This is a genomic window from Mycobacterium sp. E2699 (assembly GCF_001666745.1).
Classification (GTDB): domain Bacteria; phylum Actinomycetota; class Actinomycetes; order Mycobacteriales; family Mycobacteriaceae; genus Mycobacterium.
The window spans coordinates 20,878-41,015 of record NZ_LZJH01000062.1; the positions used below are offsets into that span (position 1 = coordinate 20,878).

The 20,138-nt window shown below is 67.7% G+C and carries 19 protein-coding genes; 8 read left to right on the top strand and 11 right to left on the bottom strand.

All coding sequences use genetic code 11. From position 1 onward, the window contains the following. Positions 1-138 precede the first annotated feature (138 nt). From A5696_RS09640 to A5696_RS09650, 3 genes are read right to left on the bottom strand one after another with little or no spacing between them, the layout of a single operon-like run. Positions 139-882 (bottom strand): DUF427 domain-containing protein, encoded by a 744-nt coding sequence (locus tag A5696_RS09640; protein WP_067877067.1) that lies wholly within the window; start codon positions 880-882, stop codon positions 139-141. A gap of 23 nt (positions 883-905) precedes the next feature. After that, positions 906-1,181, bottom strand: a complete 276-nt coding sequence (locus A5696_RS09645; protein ID WP_067877070.1) for a DUF6295 family protein — start codon at positions 1,179-1,181, stop codon at positions 906-908. A 12-nt stretch (positions 1,182-1,193) separates the two neighbouring features. Continuing rightward, on the bottom strand, positions 1,194-1,949 hold the full coding sequence (locus A5696_RS09650) for a dienelactone hydrolase family protein (RefSeq protein ID WP_067877012.1): 756 nt from the start codon (positions 1,947-1,949) through the stop codon (positions 1,194-1,196). A gap of 240 nt (positions 1,950-2,189) precedes the next feature. Between A5696_RS09650 and A5696_RS09655 the strand changes: the two genes are divergently transcribed. Continuing rightward, positions 2,190-2,834 carry a response regulator transcription factor gene (locus A5696_RS09655; RefSeq protein WP_082968977.1) on the top strand — a complete coding sequence of 215 codons (645 nt, stop codon included), beginning with the start codon at positions 2,190-2,192 and terminating at the stop codon, positions 2,832-2,834. A 12-nt stretch (positions 2,835-2,846) separates the two neighbouring features. Here A5696_RS09655 and A5696_RS09660 read toward each other — a convergent pair whose 3' ends face one another. Next, positions 2,847-3,455 carry a sigma-70 family RNA polymerase sigma factor gene (locus A5696_RS09660; protein ID WP_067877015.1) on the bottom strand — a complete coding sequence of 203 codons (609 nt, stop codon included), beginning with the start codon at positions 3,453-3,455 and terminating at the stop codon, positions 2,847-2,849. A gap of 249 nt (positions 3,456-3,704) precedes the next feature. Here A5696_RS09660 and A5696_RS09665 point away from each other — a divergent pair, with 249 nt between their 5' ends. Together A5696_RS09665 and A5696_RS09670 are read left to right on the top strand one after the other, a co-directional pair. Then, positions 3,705-4,085 carry a response regulator gene (locus A5696_RS09665; RefSeq protein ID WP_067877018.1) on the top strand — a complete coding sequence of 127 codons (381 nt, stop codon included), beginning with the start codon at positions 3,705-3,707 and terminating at the stop codon, positions 4,083-4,085. Between the two features lie 159 nt (positions 4,086-4,244). Continuing rightward, complete coding sequence (locus tag A5696_RS09670) at positions 4,245-5,441, top strand: S1C family serine protease (protein ID WP_067877021.1); 1,197 nt, start codon at positions 4,245-4,247, stop codon at positions 5,439-5,441. Between the two features lie 22 nt (positions 5,442-5,463). On the opposite strand, the gene A5696_RS09675 is transcribed toward A5696_RS09670, so the two are convergent. Both A5696_RS09675 and A5696_RS09680 read right to left on the bottom strand, forming a co-directional pair. Continuing rightward, positions 5,464-6,054: a sensor histidine kinase gene (locus A5696_RS09675; RefSeq protein ID WP_067877025.1), complete on the bottom strand. Its 591-nt coding sequence runs from the start codon at positions 6,052-6,054 to the stop codon at positions 5,464-5,466. 58 nt (positions 6,055-6,112) lie between these two features. Then, positions 6,113-6,706, bottom strand: coding sequence for a carboxymuconolactone decarboxylase family protein (locus A5696_RS09680; RefSeq protein ID WP_067877028.1), 594 nt, complete (start codon positions 6,704-6,706; stop codon positions 6,113-6,115). Positions 6,707-7,035: 329 nt separating this feature from the next. Between A5696_RS09680 and A5696_RS09685 the strand changes: the two genes are divergently transcribed. The 3 genes from A5696_RS09685 to A5696_RS09695 all read left to right on the top strand — a co-directional run bounded on the left by A5696_RS09685 (position 7,036) and on the right by A5696_RS09695 (position 10,444). After that, the gene (locus A5696_RS09685) at positions 7,036-7,335 is read left to right on the top strand and encodes a PE family protein (RefSeq protein WP_067877032.1); all 300 of its coding nucleotides are present in this window, start codon (positions 7,036-7,038) and stop codon (positions 7,333-7,335) included. An 83-nt stretch (positions 7,336-7,418) separates the two neighbouring features. Further along, entirely contained in the window at positions 7,419-8,483 is a 1,065-nt protein-coding gene (locus tag A5696_RS09690; protein WP_231964278.1) for a PPE family protein, read from the top strand. A 770-nt stretch (positions 8,484-9,253) separates the two neighbouring features. Beyond that, complete coding sequence (locus A5696_RS09695) at positions 9,254-10,444, top strand: cytochrome P450 (protein ID WP_067877036.1); 1,191 nt, start codon at positions 9,254-9,256, stop codon at positions 10,442-10,444. A gap of 19 nt (positions 10,445-10,463) precedes the next feature. Here the strand turns inward: A5696_RS09695 and A5696_RS09700 are convergent, their stop codons facing one another. The 5 genes from A5696_RS09700 to A5696_RS09720 are packed head-to-tail and all read right to left on the bottom strand — an operon-like array spanning position 10,464 to position 15,670. Next, positions 10,464-11,054: a hypothetical protein gene (locus tag A5696_RS09700; RefSeq protein ID WP_156738318.1), complete on the bottom strand. Its 591-nt coding sequence runs from the start codon at positions 11,052-11,054 to the stop codon at positions 10,464-10,466. Between the two features lie 35 nt (positions 11,055-11,089). Next, positions 11,090-11,986, bottom strand: coding sequence for a hypothetical protein (locus tag A5696_RS09705; RefSeq protein WP_067877042.1), 897 nt, complete (start codon positions 11,984-11,986; stop codon positions 11,090-11,092). Beyond that, positions 11,983-13,566 carry a bifunctional 3-(3-hydroxy-phenyl)propionate/3-hydroxycinnamic acid hydroxylase gene (locus tag A5696_RS09710; protein ID WP_067877045.1) on the bottom strand — a complete coding sequence of 528 codons (1,584 nt, stop codon included), beginning with the start codon at positions 13,564-13,566 and terminating at the stop codon, positions 11,983-11,985. The genes A5696_RS09705 and A5696_RS09710 overlap by 4 nt, the downstream gene beginning before the upstream one ends. Beyond that, positions 13,563-14,480, bottom strand: coding sequence for a fumarylacetoacetate hydrolase family protein (locus A5696_RS09715; RefSeq protein ID WP_067877046.1), 918 nt, complete (start codon positions 14,478-14,480; stop codon positions 13,563-13,565). The genes A5696_RS09710 and A5696_RS09715 overlap by 4 nt, the downstream gene beginning before the upstream one ends. Positions 14,481-14,515: 35 nt before the next feature. After that, positions 14,516-15,670 (bottom strand): VOC family protein, encoded by a 1,155-nt coding sequence (locus tag A5696_RS09720; RefSeq protein ID WP_067877049.1) that lies wholly within the window; start codon positions 15,668-15,670, stop codon positions 14,516-14,518. Between the two features lie 542 nt (positions 15,671-16,212). On the opposite strand from A5696_RS09720, the gene A5696_RS09725 reads away from it, so the two are divergent. Both A5696_RS09725 and A5696_RS09730 read left to right on the top strand, forming a co-directional pair. Next, complete coding sequence (locus A5696_RS09725) at positions 16,213-16,659, top strand: MmpS family transport accessory protein (protein ID WP_082968975.1); 447 nt, start codon at positions 16,213-16,215, stop codon at positions 16,657-16,659. Continuing rightward, positions 16,638-19,592 (top strand): RND family transporter, encoded by a 2,955-nt coding sequence (locus A5696_RS09730; RefSeq protein ID WP_067877055.1) that lies wholly within the window; start codon positions 16,638-16,640, stop codon positions 19,590-19,592. The genes A5696_RS09725 and A5696_RS09730 overlap by 22 nt, the downstream gene beginning before the upstream one ends. Positions 19,593-20,138: the final 546 nt, after the last annotated feature.

The window sequence follows — 20,138 nt, forward strand, 5'->3', positions numbered from 1 at the left end:
ATTCGAACCAAAGGCTATACGTCAGCTGCGGTGCGAAGTGACGCCGTAGACGGGTGAAGCCTCGGCCCGGAATGTTTCGAGCGTGTGTGCTGCGGTTTAAATATTGATTTCGTTCGGTCCGCCGCCGGTGGCCGTCTGCTAGCTGAACTGGGTGCGCGGCCGGGGCGGGGCGACGCCGTCGACGCTGATGTCGAGCTTTTCGTTGTAGAAGGCCACCAGGCCCGCGATGGGCGCGACCGCCGGCAACGGATAGTGATAGGTCCACGCCAGGTCCGGATGCGTGATGTCGCCCGCGCGCACCGACCAGCAGCCCGACGTCACCCCCTTGTACGGGCACAGCGTCTGGGTCGTGCTGGGTTCCAGGTGCTCGAATGCGACGTCGGTCGGATCTATGTAATACCTTGTGGGCAGCCCGGTTTCGAATAACAGCACCGGCGATGTGGTGTCGGCCAACACGATTCCGTCGAGCTCGACCCGGACATGGCGGTGGGAGCGCAGGGCGTCGACCCGCGAGTACGGGTTGCGCGGGTGGCCGTAGATCGGCTCGTCCTCCTCGAACCACCGCAACGGATCCCACTCGAACCGCACGGTGCCCGCCACGGGGCTGTCGGTGCCGGCGTCGAAGACCCGCGCCGCCGAGGGGAAGGTCCGGCCGTCGCCGACCAGGGAGTGCAGCCGCGACGCACCGAACTGCACCTTCTGCGGGTGGTTCTCATCGCGGAGGAATTCCGTGCGCACATCGGCCAGCGGAACGTAATACGCCGGGTAGTAAGGCAATTCCCAAACGTAGCGGGCCGCGATGGTGTCGAAGACCAGCTGGTGTCCGAGGTAGCCGCGGACCCGGCGCGGCGCGGGCTCGACGCGTCCGCGGGCGGCGGCCATGGGCGGGTAGTCGGGTTGGGCGGTCACGCCTGGTCCTTGGACGCCAGCCCGGCCGGCGCGTTGGCGATCGCGCGGTGGATGGCGTCGGCCAGCGCAAGCGCGCTCTCCTCGGTGAGTTCCAGGGCGACCCGCGCCGACGGGCCCAGCTCGGGGTTGATCACGTCGATGTTGACCGTGTGGCCGTACGGCGCATGCACGGGGTGGTCGACGTATACGGTCGCGCGGCTGGCGCCGAACCAGCCCGTCGCGCCCTTACCGCTGCCGTCGATCAGCGCGTGTTCGGTGAGGTAAGTGCACATGCTTTGGCACACCTAGCCTTTCAGGTGGGTCGCGAAGAAATCGTCGATGCGCCGCCAGCCGTCCACCGCCGCCTCGGGCCGATACGCCGGCCGGTCCACGGAGAAGAACGAGTGGCCCGCGCCGTCATACGAGACGAACTCGTGTGGCTTGTCGAATCTGGTCAGCTCGGCGTCCAGGGCGGCCACGGCGGGTGGCGCGGGGAACCGGTCGTCGGCCCCGAACAGCCCCAGCATCGGGCAGCTCAGTTTGGCCGCCAGATGCAGGATCGGTTGCATCGCCTTCGGCATGCCCTCGGGCAGGTCCTCCACGATGAAGGCGCCGTAGCAGTCCACCGCGGCGTCGAACGGCAGCGAGCAGGCGGCCAGGAATGCGTGCCTTCCGCCCGAGCAGTGCCCGATGACCCCGAACTTCCCGTTCGCGCCGGGCAGGGATCGCAGGTGCTCGACCGCGCCCGCGACGTCGCCGACCAGCCGCTCGTCGGGCACGCCGCCGGCGGCCCGCACGGTGGCCGCCGCGTCATCGGGCGCAGCGCCCGGGGCCTCCCGCGAATACAGGTTGGGGGCCACCGCGTGATAGCCGGTGACGGCGAGCCGACGGACGAACTCCTTGGTTTCCCGGTCGTAGCCGGGCATGTGGTGGATCCACACGATTCCGCCGCGCGATCCCGCGGCGAGCGGCATGGCCCGGTAGGCCTCGATCTCGTCGCCGCCGTGGCCGGTGATCGTGATCGTTTCTGCGCGGATGGCGTCTGGACTGGGCGCGTTCATCGCTGCTCCTTTTGCGGGCTCGCTCCGACGAAACCAACGACGAAACCAACGTAGCCCAACCGTGCCCGGACGGTCCGATCGTGCATTTCACGAGGCTGTTTGTCGCGCCGACCCGCACGGGAAAAGCTGGAAAACGGGTACCGCGCGGTGCAAGATTGTTGCTCAAAGCGGGTGAGCCTGGAGGACGAGGCGTTGACGACGGAAACAAGCTCCGCCGAGGCGGGCGCGGCTCCTGTCGCGCTGCGCGCGGTGGTGGCCGACGACGAGACCCTGTTGCGGGAGGGTTTGGCCAGCCTGCTGGACCGCTCGGGGTTCGATGTCGTCGGCCAGGTCGGCACCGCGGTTGAGCTGCTGCCGCTCGTGCGTGACACTCACCCCGACATCGTGGTGGTGGACATCCGGATGCCGCCCACCCACACCACCGAGGGCCTCGAGGCCGCCCGGGTGATCCACGAGGAACTCCCGGACACCGGGATCCTGGTGCTGTCGGCACACGTGGACGTCGAGCACGCGATGGAACTGCTGGCCAGCGGCCGCGGCATCGGCTACCTGCTCAAGAGTCGCGTGACCGACGTCGCGGATTTCGTCGACACGTTGCAGCGCATCGCGAAGGGTGCGTCGGTGGTCGACCCGGCCGTGGTCCAGGAATTGGTGTCCGGGCGGCGGCGCGACGATCCCCTGTCGGCGTTGTCGCCGCGCGAACTCGAGGTGCTGGAGTTGATGGCCGAGGGCCGTTCCAACGCCGGCATCGCGCGGCGGCTGTGGGTGACGGAGGGCACGGTCGAAAAGCACGTCCGCAGCATCCTCACCAAGCTCGGCCTGCCGGAGACCGACGACGATCATCGCCGCGTCCGCGCCGTCATCACGTTCCTGGATTCGCGCTGACGCGGCCGGGTATCACGCTGTGCGCGCCAGATCCTCTGAGCGGTCATAGTTTTCGCCCTGGCGGTGCTGGGCCAGCAGCAGGCGTAGCCGGCGGCGTCCCCGATGGAGGCGCGACACCACCGTCCCGATCGGTGTGTCCATCACCGCGGCGATCTCCTTGCACGGCATGCCCTCGACATCCGCGTAGTACACGGTGGTGCGGAACTGCTCGGGCAGGGATCGCATGGCAGCGACGAGATCGTGGTCGCCGAAGCGTTTGAGGGCCTGATCTTCCGCCGAGGGCAGGCCCACGCCGGAGTGGGCGGCGCTCACCCGGAAGTGCAGGTCCGTGATCCCCTCCGAGAGATGCTGCGCCGGGCGCCGCTGTGTCTTGCGGCAATTGCTGATGTGGGTGTTGACCAGAATGCGGTATAGCCATGCGGAGATGTTGCTCTCCGGCCGGAAGGAGTCGAAGGCGGCGAAGGCCTTCGCCATCGTGTCCTGAACGAGATCCTCCGCGTCGGCGTGGTGGCGGGTCATCCGCATCGCCTGCCGATGGAGGTCACCGAGCAGGGGTGTGACTTGGCGTTCGAACCCGGCCGTGGGGTCCGCTTCGGCAGGCAATTCCGCTGGCAGGGTCATGATGCGCCTCTCGTGTCGCGGCGGGTACGGGGCCGGTCGGCTCCACGGCTTACGATTCCGCCCGGGCTGAGCCGCGTCTGCACCGCTGGCAACCGTCGGGGCTTCCGGTCAGCCGCACTCCGCGTCACCCGGGTAGCCGGTATGGGCGTGCTCGCGCGCCACAGCCGGAGCGCCGAATCCTTCCCGATTCGCCGTTAATTTCCTGCTAGCCTCCATGCGGTCGGATGACCACTACTCCACACTGAAGCCGTGACACTTGATGAGCGGACGCGGTGCGTCATCGTCGATGACAACCGCGACTTCCTCGATGCGGCGACCCGGTTGCTGGAGCATCAGGGGATCAACGTGGTGGCGGTGGCGACGTCCTCCGCCGAGGGGCTGCAGTGTGTCAGGCACCTGCAGCCCGACGTCACGCTCGTCGATATCGACCTGGGTGAGGAGAGCGGATTCGACCTCGTCGAAAAGCTGCACAGCAACGGGTTGGGCGCCGAGGTGCCGACCATCTTGATCTCCACCCACGCCGAAGAGGACTTCGCCGAGTTGGTCTCCGCCAGCCCGGCTTTGGCGTTCATTCCCAAGTCGGCCCTGTCCGGTGCCGCGATCCGCGACGCCCTGGGGCTGGCCGGCTAGATACCCGCTAGCGCGGTAGCCGAATGGCCGGTGGCGGTAACGACAGCCACGCCCGCAGCTGCGATCCTGGACATGAGCGGTTCCACAGCGCGCCAAGCGCGGAACCGATGTCGTTGCACCCCAAGGGCTTCGACGCATTCGAGGTGAGGAAAAGTACTCATGTCCTTTGGCGACGGCTGCTACTGCCTCATGCCGACATCCGGCCGGCACCCGTCGCACCGGGCGGTCCGGGTGTCTGCGCGCCGGAAGCGGCTGGCGCGCGGCGGGTTGTTGATCCTGCGTGGGGTGGAGGTCGCGCTGTTTGTCGCGACCATCGTCGCCGCCGTTGCGTTGCTCGCCCACCCGCTCGCGGTCGGAAGGTCGTCGCAGGACTACAGCTCCGCGATGACCTTGCCCGGGCCTTATTCTTCCGGCGCGTTCTCGGTCGAGGAGGTGGCCGCGAAGGTGTTGCCCAGCGTGGTGACGCTCGAAGTCAACGACGGCAACCGCTCTCAGCTCGGTTCCGGGGTGATCCTCACCGCCGACGGGCTGATCATGACCAACAACCACGTCCTGGTGCCGATCGGCGACGGCCGTCGGCCGCCGGCGGGCACCGCGGTGACCCTCAACGACGGCCGCACCGCGGCGTTCGACCTGATCGCCACCGACCCGAAGAGCGACATTGCGATCGGGCGGGCTCGGGACGTGTCAGGGCTCACGCCGATCTCTGTCGGCTCGTCGGCGAAGCTGCGCGTCGGTCAGCCCGTGGCGGCGGTGGGGTCTCCACTCGGGCTGCGCGGCACCGTCACCGCGGGCATCGTCAGCGCGCTGAATCGGTTGATACGTCCGGCAATTGACCCGGACCGCCCGCTGAGCGCGTATTACGCCATCCAAACCGACGCCGCCATCAATCCCGGTAATTCCGGTGGTGCGCTCGTCGACATGAACGGCGCGCTGGTCGGCATCAACGCGGCCGAGGCGGTGCTGCCCGGCGCGGAGGGCGCGGGCATCACGGCCCACGGATCGATCGGCCTCAACTATGCGATTCCCGTCGACCATGCCACCCGCATCGCCGCCGAACTGGCCGCAACCGGGCGGGCATCGCATGGCTGGCTGGGCGTACAGGCCACCGGCGACGCCGGCGTCCGCGGCGCCCGGATCACCGGAGTGGACGCCGGAAGCCCCGGTGCGGCGGCCGGATTGACGGTTGACGCGGTCCTCACCAAGGTCGATGACCAGATCATCGACAGCGGGGCCACCCTGGTGGCCGCCGTGCAATCCAGGGAACCCGGGGCTGAGGTCACGCTCGCGTTCGTGCACAGTTCGGGTCTGCCGATGACGGCGCGGGTCACCCTCGGCACCGACCAGGGTCGGTAATAGCGAGCTGCGCGCTGCCCGCTCAGGCCGGCGCACAGGGAATTTCGGCCGCGAGCGTAGTGCCCTCGCCGTGGCAGCTGGTGACATCCAACCGGCCGCCCAGTGCCTCCACCCGGTCCCTGAGCCCGATCAGCCCGGATCCTTGCGGATCGGCACCACCGATGCCGTCGTCAGATACCCACAGCCGCACCCGCGCGTCGTCGGCCTCCACGGTGATGGTGACCATTGACGGGTGTGCGTGTTTGGCGGCGTTGGTGAGCGCCTCGGCGACAACGTAATACACCGCGACCTCGACGGACTTGGGCAGTCGCCGCGCGACGTCGACGCGTAGCTCGACGGGCATGGCGAAACGGCGACTCAAGACACGCAGTGCGGGGCCGAGGCCCGCATTGGACAGCACGGCCGGATGGATGCCGCGGGAGAGCTGACGCAGTTCCTCGCTCGCCGCCGCGACTTCGTCGGCGAGCTCGGCGATCTCGAGTTGCACCCGGCCGTCGGCGGGCAGGGAGGCCTGCAGGGACTGAAGGCGCAGCCGCAAGGTCACGAGGCGCTGCTGCGCCCCGTCGTGCAGGTTGCGTTCGATGCGACGCCTGGCCTCGTCACCGGCGGTCACGAGGCGGGCTTCAACCGCTGCTACCCGCTGGCAGGTAGGCGTGCGCGCCCTCGAACGATCAGGCCGGTGCGGGTATCTCGAAGGCGTTGAGGACCGCGCACACGGTGTGGTAGATGCCGGTCAGGACGGCGGCCTCCATGACGCCTGCCGGGCCGAGCGTTGCCTCCGCCTCACGGTATAGCGCGTCGTCGAGCCGGTGCTCGACCGACAGTGCGCGGGCGACACGGTGGGCGACGGCCTCGTCCTTGGTCAGATCTTCCGGAAGTCCGCCGTCGGCCAGTGTGCGCACCGCCTTATCGGGGAGCCCGGCCTGCAAGGCGACCGCGCAATGCGCGTACAGCTCATAGGGTGCCCGCCACACCGCGCCGACCGACAGGATGATGACCTCCCTGCAGCGCTTGCTCAGCGAGGTGTTCGTCTGCTCCGTGACCGCCAACTCGAGGAACGCGGACGAGATGGCCGGGGTCAGCAGGGCCGGGTTGAACGGACCGATCAGCCGGCCCGTATCGGTGCCCGCCCGGAACTTCGCGGACTCCGCCCATGGCACCGCCACTTTCGTCAGCCAGTCGAAGACCTCCCGCTGGCCCGGATCGAGCGCCGCGCGCTCGTACAGCCGAAGACGCCCGCCCAGGCCGCCGTCATCAATCGACATGATTCCTCCCAACGCCCGTAACGGACTGTTGCCCCTCAGCATGACGCGAGGTGCCGCTGATGTCGTTACCGGCAACCGGAATCGCGATACCCGGCCCGCAGGAAGGTATGCGAGCTGAACCACTCGGCGCCGCAGCGGAGCTCGCGGGGATCGACTGCTCGCCAAGTCAAAGTGATTGCAGCTAGCCAGAAGTCAAAGGGGGCGCTAGCGCCGACGACATCTCGCCCGGCCTCGGCAATGCTACGTGTGGGGCTCGGCTGCCGGGTTCGGTTACGCACTGATGCGTCGGCCGACGGGGCAGCGTCACCAATCGGCACCGGGAGAAGCAAATGTCGTTCGTCACCACACGACCCGAAGCGCTGACGGATGCCGCAGGACAGCTGGCGGCAATCGGGTCGGCGATGACCGCTTCGAATTCGGCTGTGGCGGAGCCCACCACGGGAATCGTTCCGGCCGCCGCCGACGAAGTGTCGGCACTGACCGCGGCAGCGTTCACCGCGCACGGCGCGATGTACCAGGAGGTCGGTGCGCAGGCCGCCGCCATGCATCAACTGTTCGTGGCCACCTTGCATGCCTCCGCCGGTTCTTATGCGGCAACCGAGGCCGCCAACGCGGCCGGCGCCCACTGAAAGCCGCTCGGAAAATGGACTTCGGAGCGCTCCCACCGGAAATCAACAGCGGCAGGATGTATTCCGGCCCTGGCCCAGGGTCGATGTTGGCCGCCGCGACCGCTTGGGAAAAGCTGGCCGCGGACCTGTACTCGGCGGCCTCCTCGTACGCCGCGGTGGTGTCCGGACTGACCTCCGACGGCTGGCAGGGTCCGGCATCGGCCTCGATGGCCGCCGCCGCCGCGACGTACTTGACGTGGCTGAGCACGGCCGCATCGCAGGCGGAGCAATCGGCCAACCAGGCTCACGCCGCCGCGGCGGCGTTCGAGGCGGCGTTCGCTGCCGTGGTCCCACCGCCGCTCATCGCGGCCAACCGCGCGCAGTTGGCGACGCTGGTTGCGACCAACTTTCTGGGCGCCAACAGCGCGGCCATCATGGCGACGGAGGCCGAGTATGCCGAGATGTGGGCTCAGGACGCCGCAGCCATGTACGCATATGCCGGGTCGTCGGCCGCCGCGGCGACGCTCACGCCGTTCACCGCGCCGCAACAGAACACCAACCCGGCCGGTGTGGGCACGCAAAGCGCCGCGGCCACCAATTCCACCGGAAGCTTGACGCTGCCGTCGATCGACACGATCGTCCAGCTGATCGCCGACGACATCAACAATGCGCTCTCGCCGGATCACATCAACTCCGGCATCAGCGCGTTCGCGACGATCCCTTCGATCATCTTGTCGGCGGCCTCCTTGGCTTCCAGTTCCGGCACGAGCGCCGCCGACTCAACGGTGGCGGCATTGACCGACGTGAGCGCCGGGCTGGGCAGGGTGGCGAGCACCCTCGGATCGGTGGGCTCCGCGTTCGGCCCCGCCGAGCTGGCCGGCTCGGTGTCCGCCGGGATGGGTCGGGCGGCCGGCCTCGGTGCGCTCTCCGTGCCGCAGAGTTGGGGCACGCTTACGTCCACGGCTTCCGGTTCGCCGAAAGCGTTGCCGGTCAACCTCGTCAGCGAAACCGACCTCGGGGATATGGCCCCGCCGGTCAGCCTGGCGGGCGCCCCGGCGACCTTGGCGGCAGGGGGCGCCGCCCGGGGCAGGTCGATGGCGGCCGACGGCACGACCCTGCGGTCGTTGATGCGGCCCAGTATGCTTCCGCGTCAGAGGTACATCGGATAGCGCGACAGCAGGTCCGCGCCAAACGGCTCAGACCGGCTCGGGCCCAGGCTATTTCGGTGATTCCACGCCGCTAGCGGTGCCCATGGATGAGGCCGTCACACGTGCGGGCGCCTGGGCAACGCCGACGGCGTAGGCGGAGTTGTACCGGCGGATGAAGCGGGCCACGAGCGGGCTGGGCGCGCCGGTCATCGCCGCGGCACTCCCTTGTGCCGCTCGACGACAGTGCGACTGTCATGCAGGGCCCACGCAAGGGTGATCAACAGCAGCAGCGCCAGCAGTACGGTCAACATCGGCGAATACCTGCCCTTCTCGGTCGTTTCCGTCCACACCGGCCGCTGCGTCCGAAGAGACTGTCCCACACACGCTTTGGCCGCCATTTCGGCGGGTTGCCGGGCGAAGGTCCAACCTGGCCGCCCCGGCAGTTGCCACTTCAGCATCGCCCGCGACGGCCGACATGTCGTCCCTGCTGGCCGCCGCAGTCGCCCCCGGGTAGCTGTACATCACCACGTCCGGACCCCGGCGCAATCGCCGGCAATCCGCGGGAACAGCTCGAGCCAAGCGGTTGACTGACGATATGCTCGTATGTGACGATATCGTCACTAATCAGAAAGGACGCTGGTGGGCGGCATGACGAACCTGGCCTCCTCGACCGTGTGCTGTTGCACCGCCCGCGGTCGGTGGCCGCGCGACCTGCCGCCGGCCCGCCTCGACGCGCCGGCCCCCTCACGCGGACCGCACGCACGCGGCGGGCGTGCCACGAGGGCCACGTGATGCGGAGGGTCCCGCAAGACGTCGCGGTCTACCGGGCGAACCTGTACACGCGGACCGCGGTGCTCGACCCGTACCCGCACTACGGCCGGCTGCGCCGGCTCGGATCGGTGGTTTGGCTGCGCCGGCACGGCGCCTACGCGCTGCCCCGCTACGCCGAGTGCAAGGCCGCGCTGCGGGATGACGCGACGTTCATCTCGGGCAACGGCGTGGCGCTCAATCCGATCAGCAATCGGTTGTCGCGAGGCACCACGCTCAACAGCGACGGCGCGGAGCACGACAGACGGCGCAAACTGGTTGCGCACCGGCTACTTCCGCGCGCGTTGCGCGACCTCGCCGGCACAATCGATGATCAGGCGGCCGCCATCGTCGACACCGCTCTCGGCCGCCGGACGGTGGACGCGGTCGCGGACCTCGCGTCCGCATTGCCGCTGGCCGTGGTGCCCGATCTGGTCGGTTGGCCCCGCGACGAACGGGGGCCACTGATCGACTGGGGCGGCGCCACATTCGACATGCTCGGCCCGCTCAATCGGCAAGCCGTCATGTCCTTCCCGCGCAGCCTGCAGATGTTGCGATTCGCTCGCCGCGTCGTCCGCAGCCGCACCGTCCTCGAGGGCAGCATCGTCGACGAGCTACTCGCCTCGGTCGACGCGGGAACCGTGAGCCGCGAGCAGTGCACGGCGCTGATGATCGACTACATCGCGCCTTCGCTCGACACCACCATCAGCGCCATCTCAAACGCGGTGTACCTCTTCGCCAGTCACCCCGAGCAGTGGCAACTCCTCAGGGACAACCCTGGGCTGATTCCCAACGCGGTCAACGAGATCGTGCGTTACGAATCGCCGCTGCGCGCCTTTGCCCGGCTGGTCCGGCGCGACACCGAGATCGCCGGTGTGCTCATTCCGGCGGGATCGCGCGTCCTCGTCATGTACGCCTCGGCCAACCGCGACGAACGCGAGTGGAAGGACCCGGACACCTTCGACATTCGCCGCGATGCCGGGCGACACCTCGGCTTCGGCAACGGCGCACACGCGTGTGCCGGCCAAGCGCTGGCCCGCCTGGAGACGGCCGCCATGCTGCGTGCGTTGATCGACCGCGTCCAGCGCATCCACGTCACTGGCCGACCCACCTGGGCCCTCAACAACATCATCCGCCGGCACCAATCGCTTCCGGTCACTCTGGAGGCCGCGTGACGGGTTGCGGCACCCGGAGTCAATTCAGCGGAAACTGCTGCGCCGTGATGGAATCGCGCAGCGCCCGCCGATAGCGTGACAGCACCGGCACGTACAAACCCAGTTCCTTGCGCGCAGCCTGGACGACGTCCCGTCGGTTGATCTTGATGTTCTCGTACGCCTTCAAGGCCTCGCGTTGATCCTCGGGCATGTTGTCCAACCACATGTCGAGCCGGCCCGTCAGTCCCTCGTCAGCCTCGATCTGCCTCACCCACTCGCCCAACTGAACCGACTGCTGGTAGGCGTATGCGATCGCAAGGTCGGCGGTCTTGTAGTTGCCGGTCAGCGCGAGCTCGCTGATCACCCTGTCGATCGCTTCGGCTTTCTCGGCCAACACCTCTCGGCGCGCTTCGGGCGGGAGCGCCTTGAGTATCTCCAGGTCCCGGCCGATCCGTAGAGCCTCGGCGTACAGCGTTTTCATCTCCTCGTAGTGGAAGCGCTTGTGCTGAGACCTCCGGTCCAGTGAACCCGTGCCGAACGCGATGATGCCCGCCAGGACGACGAACGCGCCGCCCAACAGCGTGCCCTGCCCCGGAGTGACGTTGTGCCACAGGTCCACCCAGGCGCTCATCTTTACCACCTCCGACACACGACACCGCTACCGGTTCAGAGGTCGGCGATCGCCAGGCCCGTGAGGCCGAAACCCAGGTGCACGAGTTCCTTGTCGACGCCGCTGTCGAGATTGATGTACCGGATGCTGCCCCCGAGATCACCGACGTAGAACTCCGAATCGGACAGGGCCGCAACACCGATCGCCTCGTGGTACCCGCGCGAAAGGATTTCGGGCGCACCGATCGTCGGCTGCACCGCCGCGCGATTGAGGGTGTTGCCGCCTGGTTCGGCGCCGCGGTCGGTCCACACCAGCGTGGTAGCGCCGAACAGGTGCAGGTCGATCGGCTCGGGCAGATCCTTCCACAGCAGCTCGACGTCGTCGCGGTGCCGAGGGTCGGCGCTGGCGGGCAGGTCGAGGCCGGCACGAAAGATCCTGCCCTCACCCGCCTTTGGCGCACCCTTTTGCGTCCAGTACAGCAGGCGCCGGTCGAGGTCGACGGCGATGCCGACGCAGTGATTGGCGATCGTTTGCGCGTCCTCGTCGCCTACCCCGGTCACCACCAGCGGCCGCAGGCCGCTCCCGTCGAGGTTGCAGGTCAGGACCTGCATGCCCTCACGGTCGCACCAATACAGCATGCCCGCTTGCCAATCGGCGGCGAGCTGCTTGCCCGTGGTGAAGGCGCCGCGCGGCACGATCGTGACGCGGTTGGTGCCGTCGAGATCCGCGCGCTCCAGCGATCCGTTGCGGGCGTAGGCAACCTCCGAACGTGGGTCGCCCCCCGGATCGGGGGCGCCCATGTTCGTCCAGTAGATGTGACCGCGGGCCCGATCGACGACGATTCCGTCGGGCCTCTCGTCGAGTCCGGTGATCAGGGTCCGAACCCGGGTGCCGTCCAGCGACACCGCCTGCATCTCCTGCTTGCCATCGTTGAGCACCAGCAGCTCGGTCATCGGCGCTCGCTTTCGGCTTCCGCGGCAGCGCCAACGGAGAACGACGGCACAGCGTCGCACAGCGCCCGAATGTCCTTGCCGGCCTGCATGACCGCGCCGTCGGGCCGCACGATGGCGGCCGACGCCCGGCCTGCCCGCAGCCAGCGGCCGAGTTGGCTCTCACGCGAGACGGGGACCACGACGGCCCCTCGTACGTCGAGCTCCTTCAGTTGCGCGGGGCTCAACCACGCCGACGTGACGAGCGCGAAGCGGTTGCCGACGATCTGGTCGAGGCGCTGGCCGTCGCGCAGCACCGGGTTGGGGCACAGCGTTCCGGCCAATCCCCCGGGCACGCGGGACTTGACGACCATCTCCGACCGGTGCAGGCCGGGCGCAACGCCGTCGGCGGCGCTGGTGCGGGTGCCCGGCAGGCGCAGGTTCTGCAGTCGCGGGAACACCACCTTGCGGACGAGGTCGCCGAGCGTGCCGCCGCCCGTCATCGCCGCGCCGACCGACACGGCCATCATGATCATGGCGGCCGCGTGGGCCTTGCGCTCCTGCTCGTAGGTGTCCAGCACGCTTTCGGGCAGCGAATTGCTCAGCACCCCAGCCACTTTCCAGGTCAGGTTCAGCGCGTCGCGCAGACCGGCCGCCATGCCCTGGCCGACGAACGGCGGCGTGAGGTGGGCGGCGTCGCCGAGCACGAACACGTTGCGGTCGCGCCAGCTGCTGGCGACCTGTGCGCGGAAGGTGTAGGCGGTGACGCGGACGAGGCGCAACTGCTCCGCGGGCGTGTCGCCCAGCCACGGCTTGATCAACGGCTCGATCTGCTCGATGGTTTGGTAGTCCGCCGCGCTCTCCCCGTCGAGAAGCCGGAACTCCCAGCGGTACCGGGTTTCGCCGACCCGCATGTAGGTGCCGGCCCGCTCCAGGCTGCACAGCTGGTGGCAGCCCTCCCACTGGTCGAGATCGGCATCGGTGTCGACGTCGATCACGATCCACTCCTGCTGGAACGGCAGCCCGTACATGTGCGAGCCGATCGACGCCCGGACGATGCTGTTGGCGCCGTCGCAGCCCAGCACGTAGCTGGCGTCGACGGAGTGCTGGCCGCCACGCACCCGGTCCAGGAAGCTGACCCGCACCTTGCCGTGCTTGTTCTGGGTGACGCTGGTGACCTCGACGTCACCGTGCAGCATGACGTGCGGGTAGCGCTTGAGGTTGGTGCGCATCATCGCTTCCAGCTCCGGCTGGTCGAACATGTTCATCTGCGGGTAGCCGTTGGCGCTGGGCTCGGTGCTGCGCTTGAGCTCCGCCAGCACCCCAAACTCCTTGTCCAGCAGGCGAAGACCGTGTGCGGGCCGACGGTGGGCGGCGAACTCGTCGCCCACGCCGAGGCGCGCCAGGATCCGGTAGATCTCGTCGTCGGCGTGCACCGCCCGCGGCAGCGGGTAGACGGTTTCGTGCCGGTCGAGCACGAGAGTCGGGATGCCGTACTGACCCAGCAGCGTGGCCGCGGTGATGCCGGTCGGGCCGGCGCCGACGATGATCACCGGCACGAAGTCCGGCAGGGACGCCGCAGCGCCGTTCGAGTGTGCGTTCATGCGTAAACCACCTTGTTGCGTTGCGTGCCGAGGTCGAGGGCGCCGTCGTCGGTGGCCACCGTGGCCTCCACGACGTCCCCGTGGTGCAGGTAGTTGGGGTTCTTCGCCTGGTCGGCGAGGAACGTCATCAGATCCATCTGGTGCGGGTTCTCGACGCCCCGCGCGGTGAGCGCGGTGCCGACCGGGGTGCCGGTGAGGATCAGGTCGCCGGCTTCCACCTTCTGGAACCTGGCCAGCGTCTGCAGCGCCTGGACGGGCGAGTAGAGCATGTCGCCCTCCACCACCATGTTCTGGCGCAGCTCACCGTTGACCCGCAACTGCAGCCGCAGGTCGCCGAAGCGCTTGAGCTCGTCGGCGTCGACCAGCACCAGCGCCGGCCCGACCGGGGTGAACGTCGGGTACGACTTCGACTCGAAGAACTGCTGTTTGGTCAGCTGCACGTCGCGCGCCGACACGTCGTTGGTCACGACCAGCCCGTGGACGAACTCGGCCAGGTTGGCCTCGGTCACCTCGGTGCCCACCGGGATCTCGCGGCCGATCAGCAGACCGATCTCCAGCTCGTAGTCGAGCAGCTTCACGTGGGCGGGCTTGACGATGTCGCCGAACGGCCCTGTGACCGAACCGGAGGCCTTGCGGAAGAAGGTCAGCGGCGTCTTGGCCGGGTCGCGACCGACGTCGCGGACGTGCGAGGCGTAGTTGGTGGCCTGGGCCACCAGCCGGCAGGGCGTGGTGACCGGCGAGACCAGCGCGAGGTTGGCCACCGGCACGGTGTCGGTGGAACCGGCGGCCTCGTCGATGGCGCGGCGGTCGCCCAGCAGCTGGGCCGTGGTTGCCGCGTCGGTGCGGATGCGCGCCGCGCCGTTGGGGGTCTGCACCCACCACGCGTCGGCGGTGCGCAGGATCGAGACGGTCATTTGAGGATCCTCACTTTTCGATTGGGTGGTGGGTTTCAGGAATTGGCGACGTTGAACAGGCCGCGCAGCGCGGACAGGTCGAACTCGTTGTCGTGGCGCAGCGCGTCGAGCATCAGAGCGACCTCGCGTGCGGTTTCGCCCGCGCTGCCGACGCCCAGGAAGTCCTTGCTCGGCGGCGGCCCCCACTGGTACAGGCCCGAGGCCGTCAACGGCGCCCAGCCCGGCTCCAGGGTGTTGTCGAACATGTCGCCGTCGGCGTAATGCTCGACCAGGAAACCACCCTCCGGGTCGCGCCAGTAGTCGAAGAGCTGGCTGCCCTGGATGTGGCGGCCGATGCCCCAGGAGCGGAAATACCCTTGCTCCCGCAGGTATTCGCCGCCGGCGGCCAGCGCGTCGAGGTCGGCGACCTGGTACGCCGAGTGCACGTAGCGCCGGGTCGGGCCCAGCGCCATCGCCAGCGTGTGGTGGTCGGCCGGCACGGAGCCGCGGTCGCAGCGGATGAAGCTCATGACCGGTCCGCGCTCGCGCTGGCCGGGGTAGTAGCAGAAGTCGCTGACGATCAGCCCGAGGTGGTCCAGGTACCAGTTCAGCGCCTCGATGTACTTCGGCGTCTGCAGCACGATGTGCCCGAGCCGCTGCACACGGGCGGGTACCCGCGGCGGGCGCTGCGTCACGTTCGCCCGCACGGTCTGGTGGCTGGGACCGAAGTTGAACACGTGCGGTCTCTGCGACGGCAGCTCGGGTAGCTCGTGCACGCCCGACACCACCCGCAGCGGGATCCCGCTGGGGTCGACCAGGTCGACGGTCACCCCGCCCAGGTTCTCCGGAAGCGCGCGCACCGTGGTGCCGGTGGCATCGGCCAACCGCAGCAAATCGGAGTGGTCGGCGGCGACGAAGGCCGGGCCGATGAACCGCGAACGCGAACCTTGGCGGATCAACACGCACGGCGCGCCCGCGTCGCTGCCCCGCAGGTGCAGCTCGTCCTCGGTGCGCAGCACGACGCTGTACCCGAATGCCAGCGCGAACGCCTCGGCCGTCTTCAGGTCCGGCTTCTCGAATTCCAGCCAGATGACGTCGTGGACCTTGATCACCGGGTTGGCCGAGCGGCCCGAGTGCTCACCCGGCAGGGCGCCCTGCTCGCTGTGCAGGCCACTATGAGCGTTGTGCGAGCCGATCAGTTGGTCAGTCATTGGTCACTCCTAGAACAAACTCGATGGACACCCGTGATGCTCCTTCCCTGAAAGGGTTTGACGACAAGGCTTTTGGCAGCGCACGCTCGGGCGCACCGCATTCGCCACCAAGCATGCCGCCGGCGCGAGAGCCTGTCGTTGCCGCTGACGGCAATCGCTATACCCTGCTAGCAGGTATCCGGGACGCGGCTGAGGAATCGTCAGTCTGGGTTGCCCGACAGTCAGTTTCGTCGCTTGCGGAGCCGTTCGCGTTGACGATTCGTCGCCATCGGGTGGTGGTTGCAGCACGGCAGATCGCTACGCCACCCACAGGGGCCTGACGCAGGCGCCGGCGCCCATCATTGCCGGATGAGGCCGTGGGGCCCCGGATTCGCGATGACTCGGCGTCTCGCCTAAACACATCCAGTCAACGGCGTGAAATTCAGCCACCAATCTGTATGGCGTTCACTGCTTTTTAGCGGTTTACTTATGCACACAATTTCACATTCGCTTGCCTCGATTACTGCGCCGATCGTCCGGAGGGTATCGACGTGAACGCGAGAATGAAGACACGTGGCGCCGGAAGCGTCCTCGACAAGCTCTGGCGGCCCACCGTGATAGGTGTCGTGCTCTTGGTCGTCGCGTATGGCGTCCATACCATTCGGGGCAACAACGAGAACATCAGCCATCCGCCCACCACCAGCGCGATCCCGGCCACGGTCGTGCAGATCAACCCCAAAAACGTCACCTACGAGGCGTTCGGCACGCTTGGTGAGGGTGGCAAGGTGGTCTACGCGAACCTCGACAGCCAGCCGGTCGAGGTCAGGCTCGCCGCACTGCCCTGGTCGGTTTCCGAGACGACGATGTCGCCCTCGGCGACGCTGAGCCTCGTCATGCAGGTGGACGGGGACTCGGCCGGATGCCGCATCCTCGTCGACGGCAAGGTCCGTGACGAGCACGTGGTGTCCCACCAAAACGCCGCCGTCGCATGCACGGTGACCGCGGCATGAACGACGAGGCACCCACCGGGGCCATCGAGACCGAAGAACCGGTCCCGGCCGACAAACCGGTCAAGCGACCCCTCCTCGCCAGACTGTGCCGGCAGTTCGCGGTGCCGATCGTGGTGTTCTGGGTGCTGCTGGGCGTCGTGGTGAACGTGTTCGTGCCCTCCATCGAGGAGAACACCAAGGCCAACGCCAAGGCTCTGGTCCCCCGCGATTCGCCGTCGTCGCAGGCCGCGCTCGTGCAGGGCAGCGCGTTCAAGGAATCCGACTACACCAGCGCGGTCGTCATTCTTTTCGAGACCCAGGGCCGCAAGCTCGGCGACCAGGACCGCCAGTTCTATGACGAGGTGGTGCGCCGCCTGCGCAACGACAAACAGCACGTGCAGTCACTGCTGGACCTCTGGGGCAAGCCGGTCACGAAGTCGGGACAGCAGAGCGCCGACGCCGAGGCCGCCACCCTCACGGTCCGCCCGACGGGTGACACCGGTGACGCCACCTCGAGCCGGTCGATCGACGCCATCCGGGACATCGTGGCCAAGGTTCCGAAACCGCAGGGCCTCAACACCTATGTGACGGGACCGGCCGCGCTCAACACCGACACGCTCGACGCCGCCGACGCCAGCATGTTCACGCTCACGATCGTGTCGGTGATCGTCATCATCATCATGCTGCTGCTCGCCTACCGCTCGGTGGCACGAGCCCTCATACCGCTGGTGGGTGTGCTCCTGATCCTGGCGACGGCCCGGGGCGTCGTCTCGTTCCTCGTCGGGCTGCACGTCCTGGGGATCTCGTCGTTCGCGATGAACATGCTCGTCGCCTTGGTTTTGGGCGTGGCCACCGACTACGGCATCTTTTTCATCGGCCGCTACAACGAGGCGCGCCGGGCGGGCCACGACAAGGAGTCCGCCTACTACGAATCGGTCGCCAACACCTCGCACGTCATCCTCGGATCGGGCATGGCGATCTCCGGATCGACGCTGTGCCTCAGCCTGACGAAACTCAACTATTTCCGCACCCTTGGGCCGCCCTGCTTCGTGGGGATGGTCGTGGCGGTCGTCGCCGCGCTCACCCTGGGTCCCGCGATGCTCGCGCTGGGGGGCCGCATCAAGTGGTTGCAGCGGATCAGCTCGACGAGCCCGATGTGGCGCCGGCTCGGGACCGCGATCACCCGGTGGCCGGCCGCGTTCATCTTCGTCGCCCTGCTCGTCGTTCCGCTGTGCCTCATGAATCTGGCCACGTACAAGGTCAGCTACAACGACCGGGACTTCGCGCCCGACACGGTCGAGTCGGTCCGGGGGTACGCGGCCTCTGACCGGCACTTCCCGCCGAGCCAGCTGTCCGTCGACACCGTCTACGTGCACTCGGACCACGACATGCGCAACACGACCGACCTGATCTCCCTGGACCGGATCGCCAAGACCATCCTGCGGGTTCCCGGCATCTCCATGGTGCAGGGCATCACCCGGCCGAACGGCCGGCCCCTGGAACACGCTTCACTTCCCTACTCCATGGGGTCGGTGGGAACGAAGATCGGCGAGAACCTCGCCTTCTTCAAGGATCGGGTCGCCGACATCGACACGACGGCAGACCACATGGGCAAGCTCATCGAGGAAACGAACACTCTGGAGCAGCTCACCCGCAGACTGGCGGACCTCACCGAGCAGTTGACCGCCGGCACCCACATGTCGCGCGAGGCCACCGAGCGAATGCGCGCCATCACCGACGAGGTGCGCGACAACCTCGCCAACGTCGACGACTTCTTCCGTCCCATGCGCAGCTACCTCTATTGGGAGAGGCACTGCTATGACATTCCGATCTGTTGGACCCTTCGGTCGCTCAGCGAAACGGTTGACAACGTCGACCAGGTGAGCGAACAGCTCGGCGATTTGGTGAAGGGGCTCGCCATCATCGACTCGGTCACTCCGCAAATGGTGCCCGAGATGCAGGCCATGGCCGAACACATGGGAACGATGGTCAAGGAAATGCGGGCGATGCAGTCGCTGACGCTGAGCACGCAAAGCACGCTGCACGCGATGATCCCGCAGATGGAAGTCATGATTCATCCGATGATCGACATGGCACAGGCATTCGACAACGCCAAGAACGACGACTTTTTCTTCCTGCCGCCCGAGTCGCTTCAGACGGAGAACTTCAAGGTCGGTCTCGATTTCTTCATGACACCGGACGGCAAGGGCGCCCGCTTCCTGGTTTTCCATGAGGGCGAGGCGATGAGCCCGGCGGGAATCCAGCAGTCGAGGAACGCATCAGCCGCCGCCCATGAAGCCATCAAGCAGACGGCGCTCTCGAACGCCAAATTGGACATGGCGGGCGCCTCGCCGACCTACCGCGACGTGGAGGACTTCTCGCACAACGACCTCATCCTCATGATGCTGGCGACCTTCGGGCTGGTGTTCGTCATCGTCTTGGTCATCACCCGGGCACTCGTCGGCTCCATCCTGGTCCTGGTCGTCGTCGTGCTTTCCTTCGCCGGGTCGTTGGGATTGGCGTCGCTGATCTGGGAGACGCTGCTCGGCACACAGCTGCATTGGCTGAACGTCCCCATCGCGTTCATCGTGCTGGTGGGGGTGGGTTGCGACTACAACCTGCTGCTGCTCTCGCGGTACCGGGAAGAGCTGGACGCCGGCATTCAGACGGGCATGATCCGCGCGATAGCGGGCTCGCTGAGTGTGGCGGTCACTGCGGCCCTGGTCCTCGCCGGGACGATGCTGGCGCTGCTTTCCAGCGACGTGAAGAACATCGGGCAGGCGGGGTCGACGATCGCGATCGGACTGGTTTTCGACATGTTCGTCATGCGGCTGTGCCTGGTGATGCCGCTCGCCCGGCTGCTGGGCCCGTGGTTCTGGTGGCCGCAGCGGGTGCTCAGCCGGCCCCGCAGGGCCGCGGCCGGCCTTCGGCCGGCGGCCGTGCCGCCGCTGTGAGTCAGCCGCCGGATCAACGGCTCACAGGGGCCGGAAACGCATGCACTGTTTGACGGTCTTGAAATTCTGCCCGCAATAGATGCACCGCATTCGGCCCGAGCGGGCGATCCTGAGCAGAGAAGCCCGCACCCACTTGCGGTAGTGGACGGTGCACACCGGCTGATGACCACCGCAGGGCCGGTGCCGCAACGCTAGCCAGCTCGCCGGCCGCTCACACCCGTACGCGCTTGCACAACGCAGCGGCTCGTCCCACACGGATACCACGGCGTCGAAGGACTCGGCGGTCTCGGGCCGGATGGCATCCGGTGTCTCCGGACGCGGGGTCATGCAGGTGCCTATACCCAGCGGCGCTCACGTCAACCGCCACGGCGGGATCCATTCGCGCGGCGGATACCCGCGTCAGCCGCACACCGATGGGTTCGCGCCAGCCGTAGTCCCCGCTGGGGGTTTTCCGGAAGCGGGTATGGGTGCCAGCGGCGATGCGTCTTTTGCCAGGAGTCTCGATTATTGACACACGCACGAACCCCGTCCGAGCGACCGGCTTGT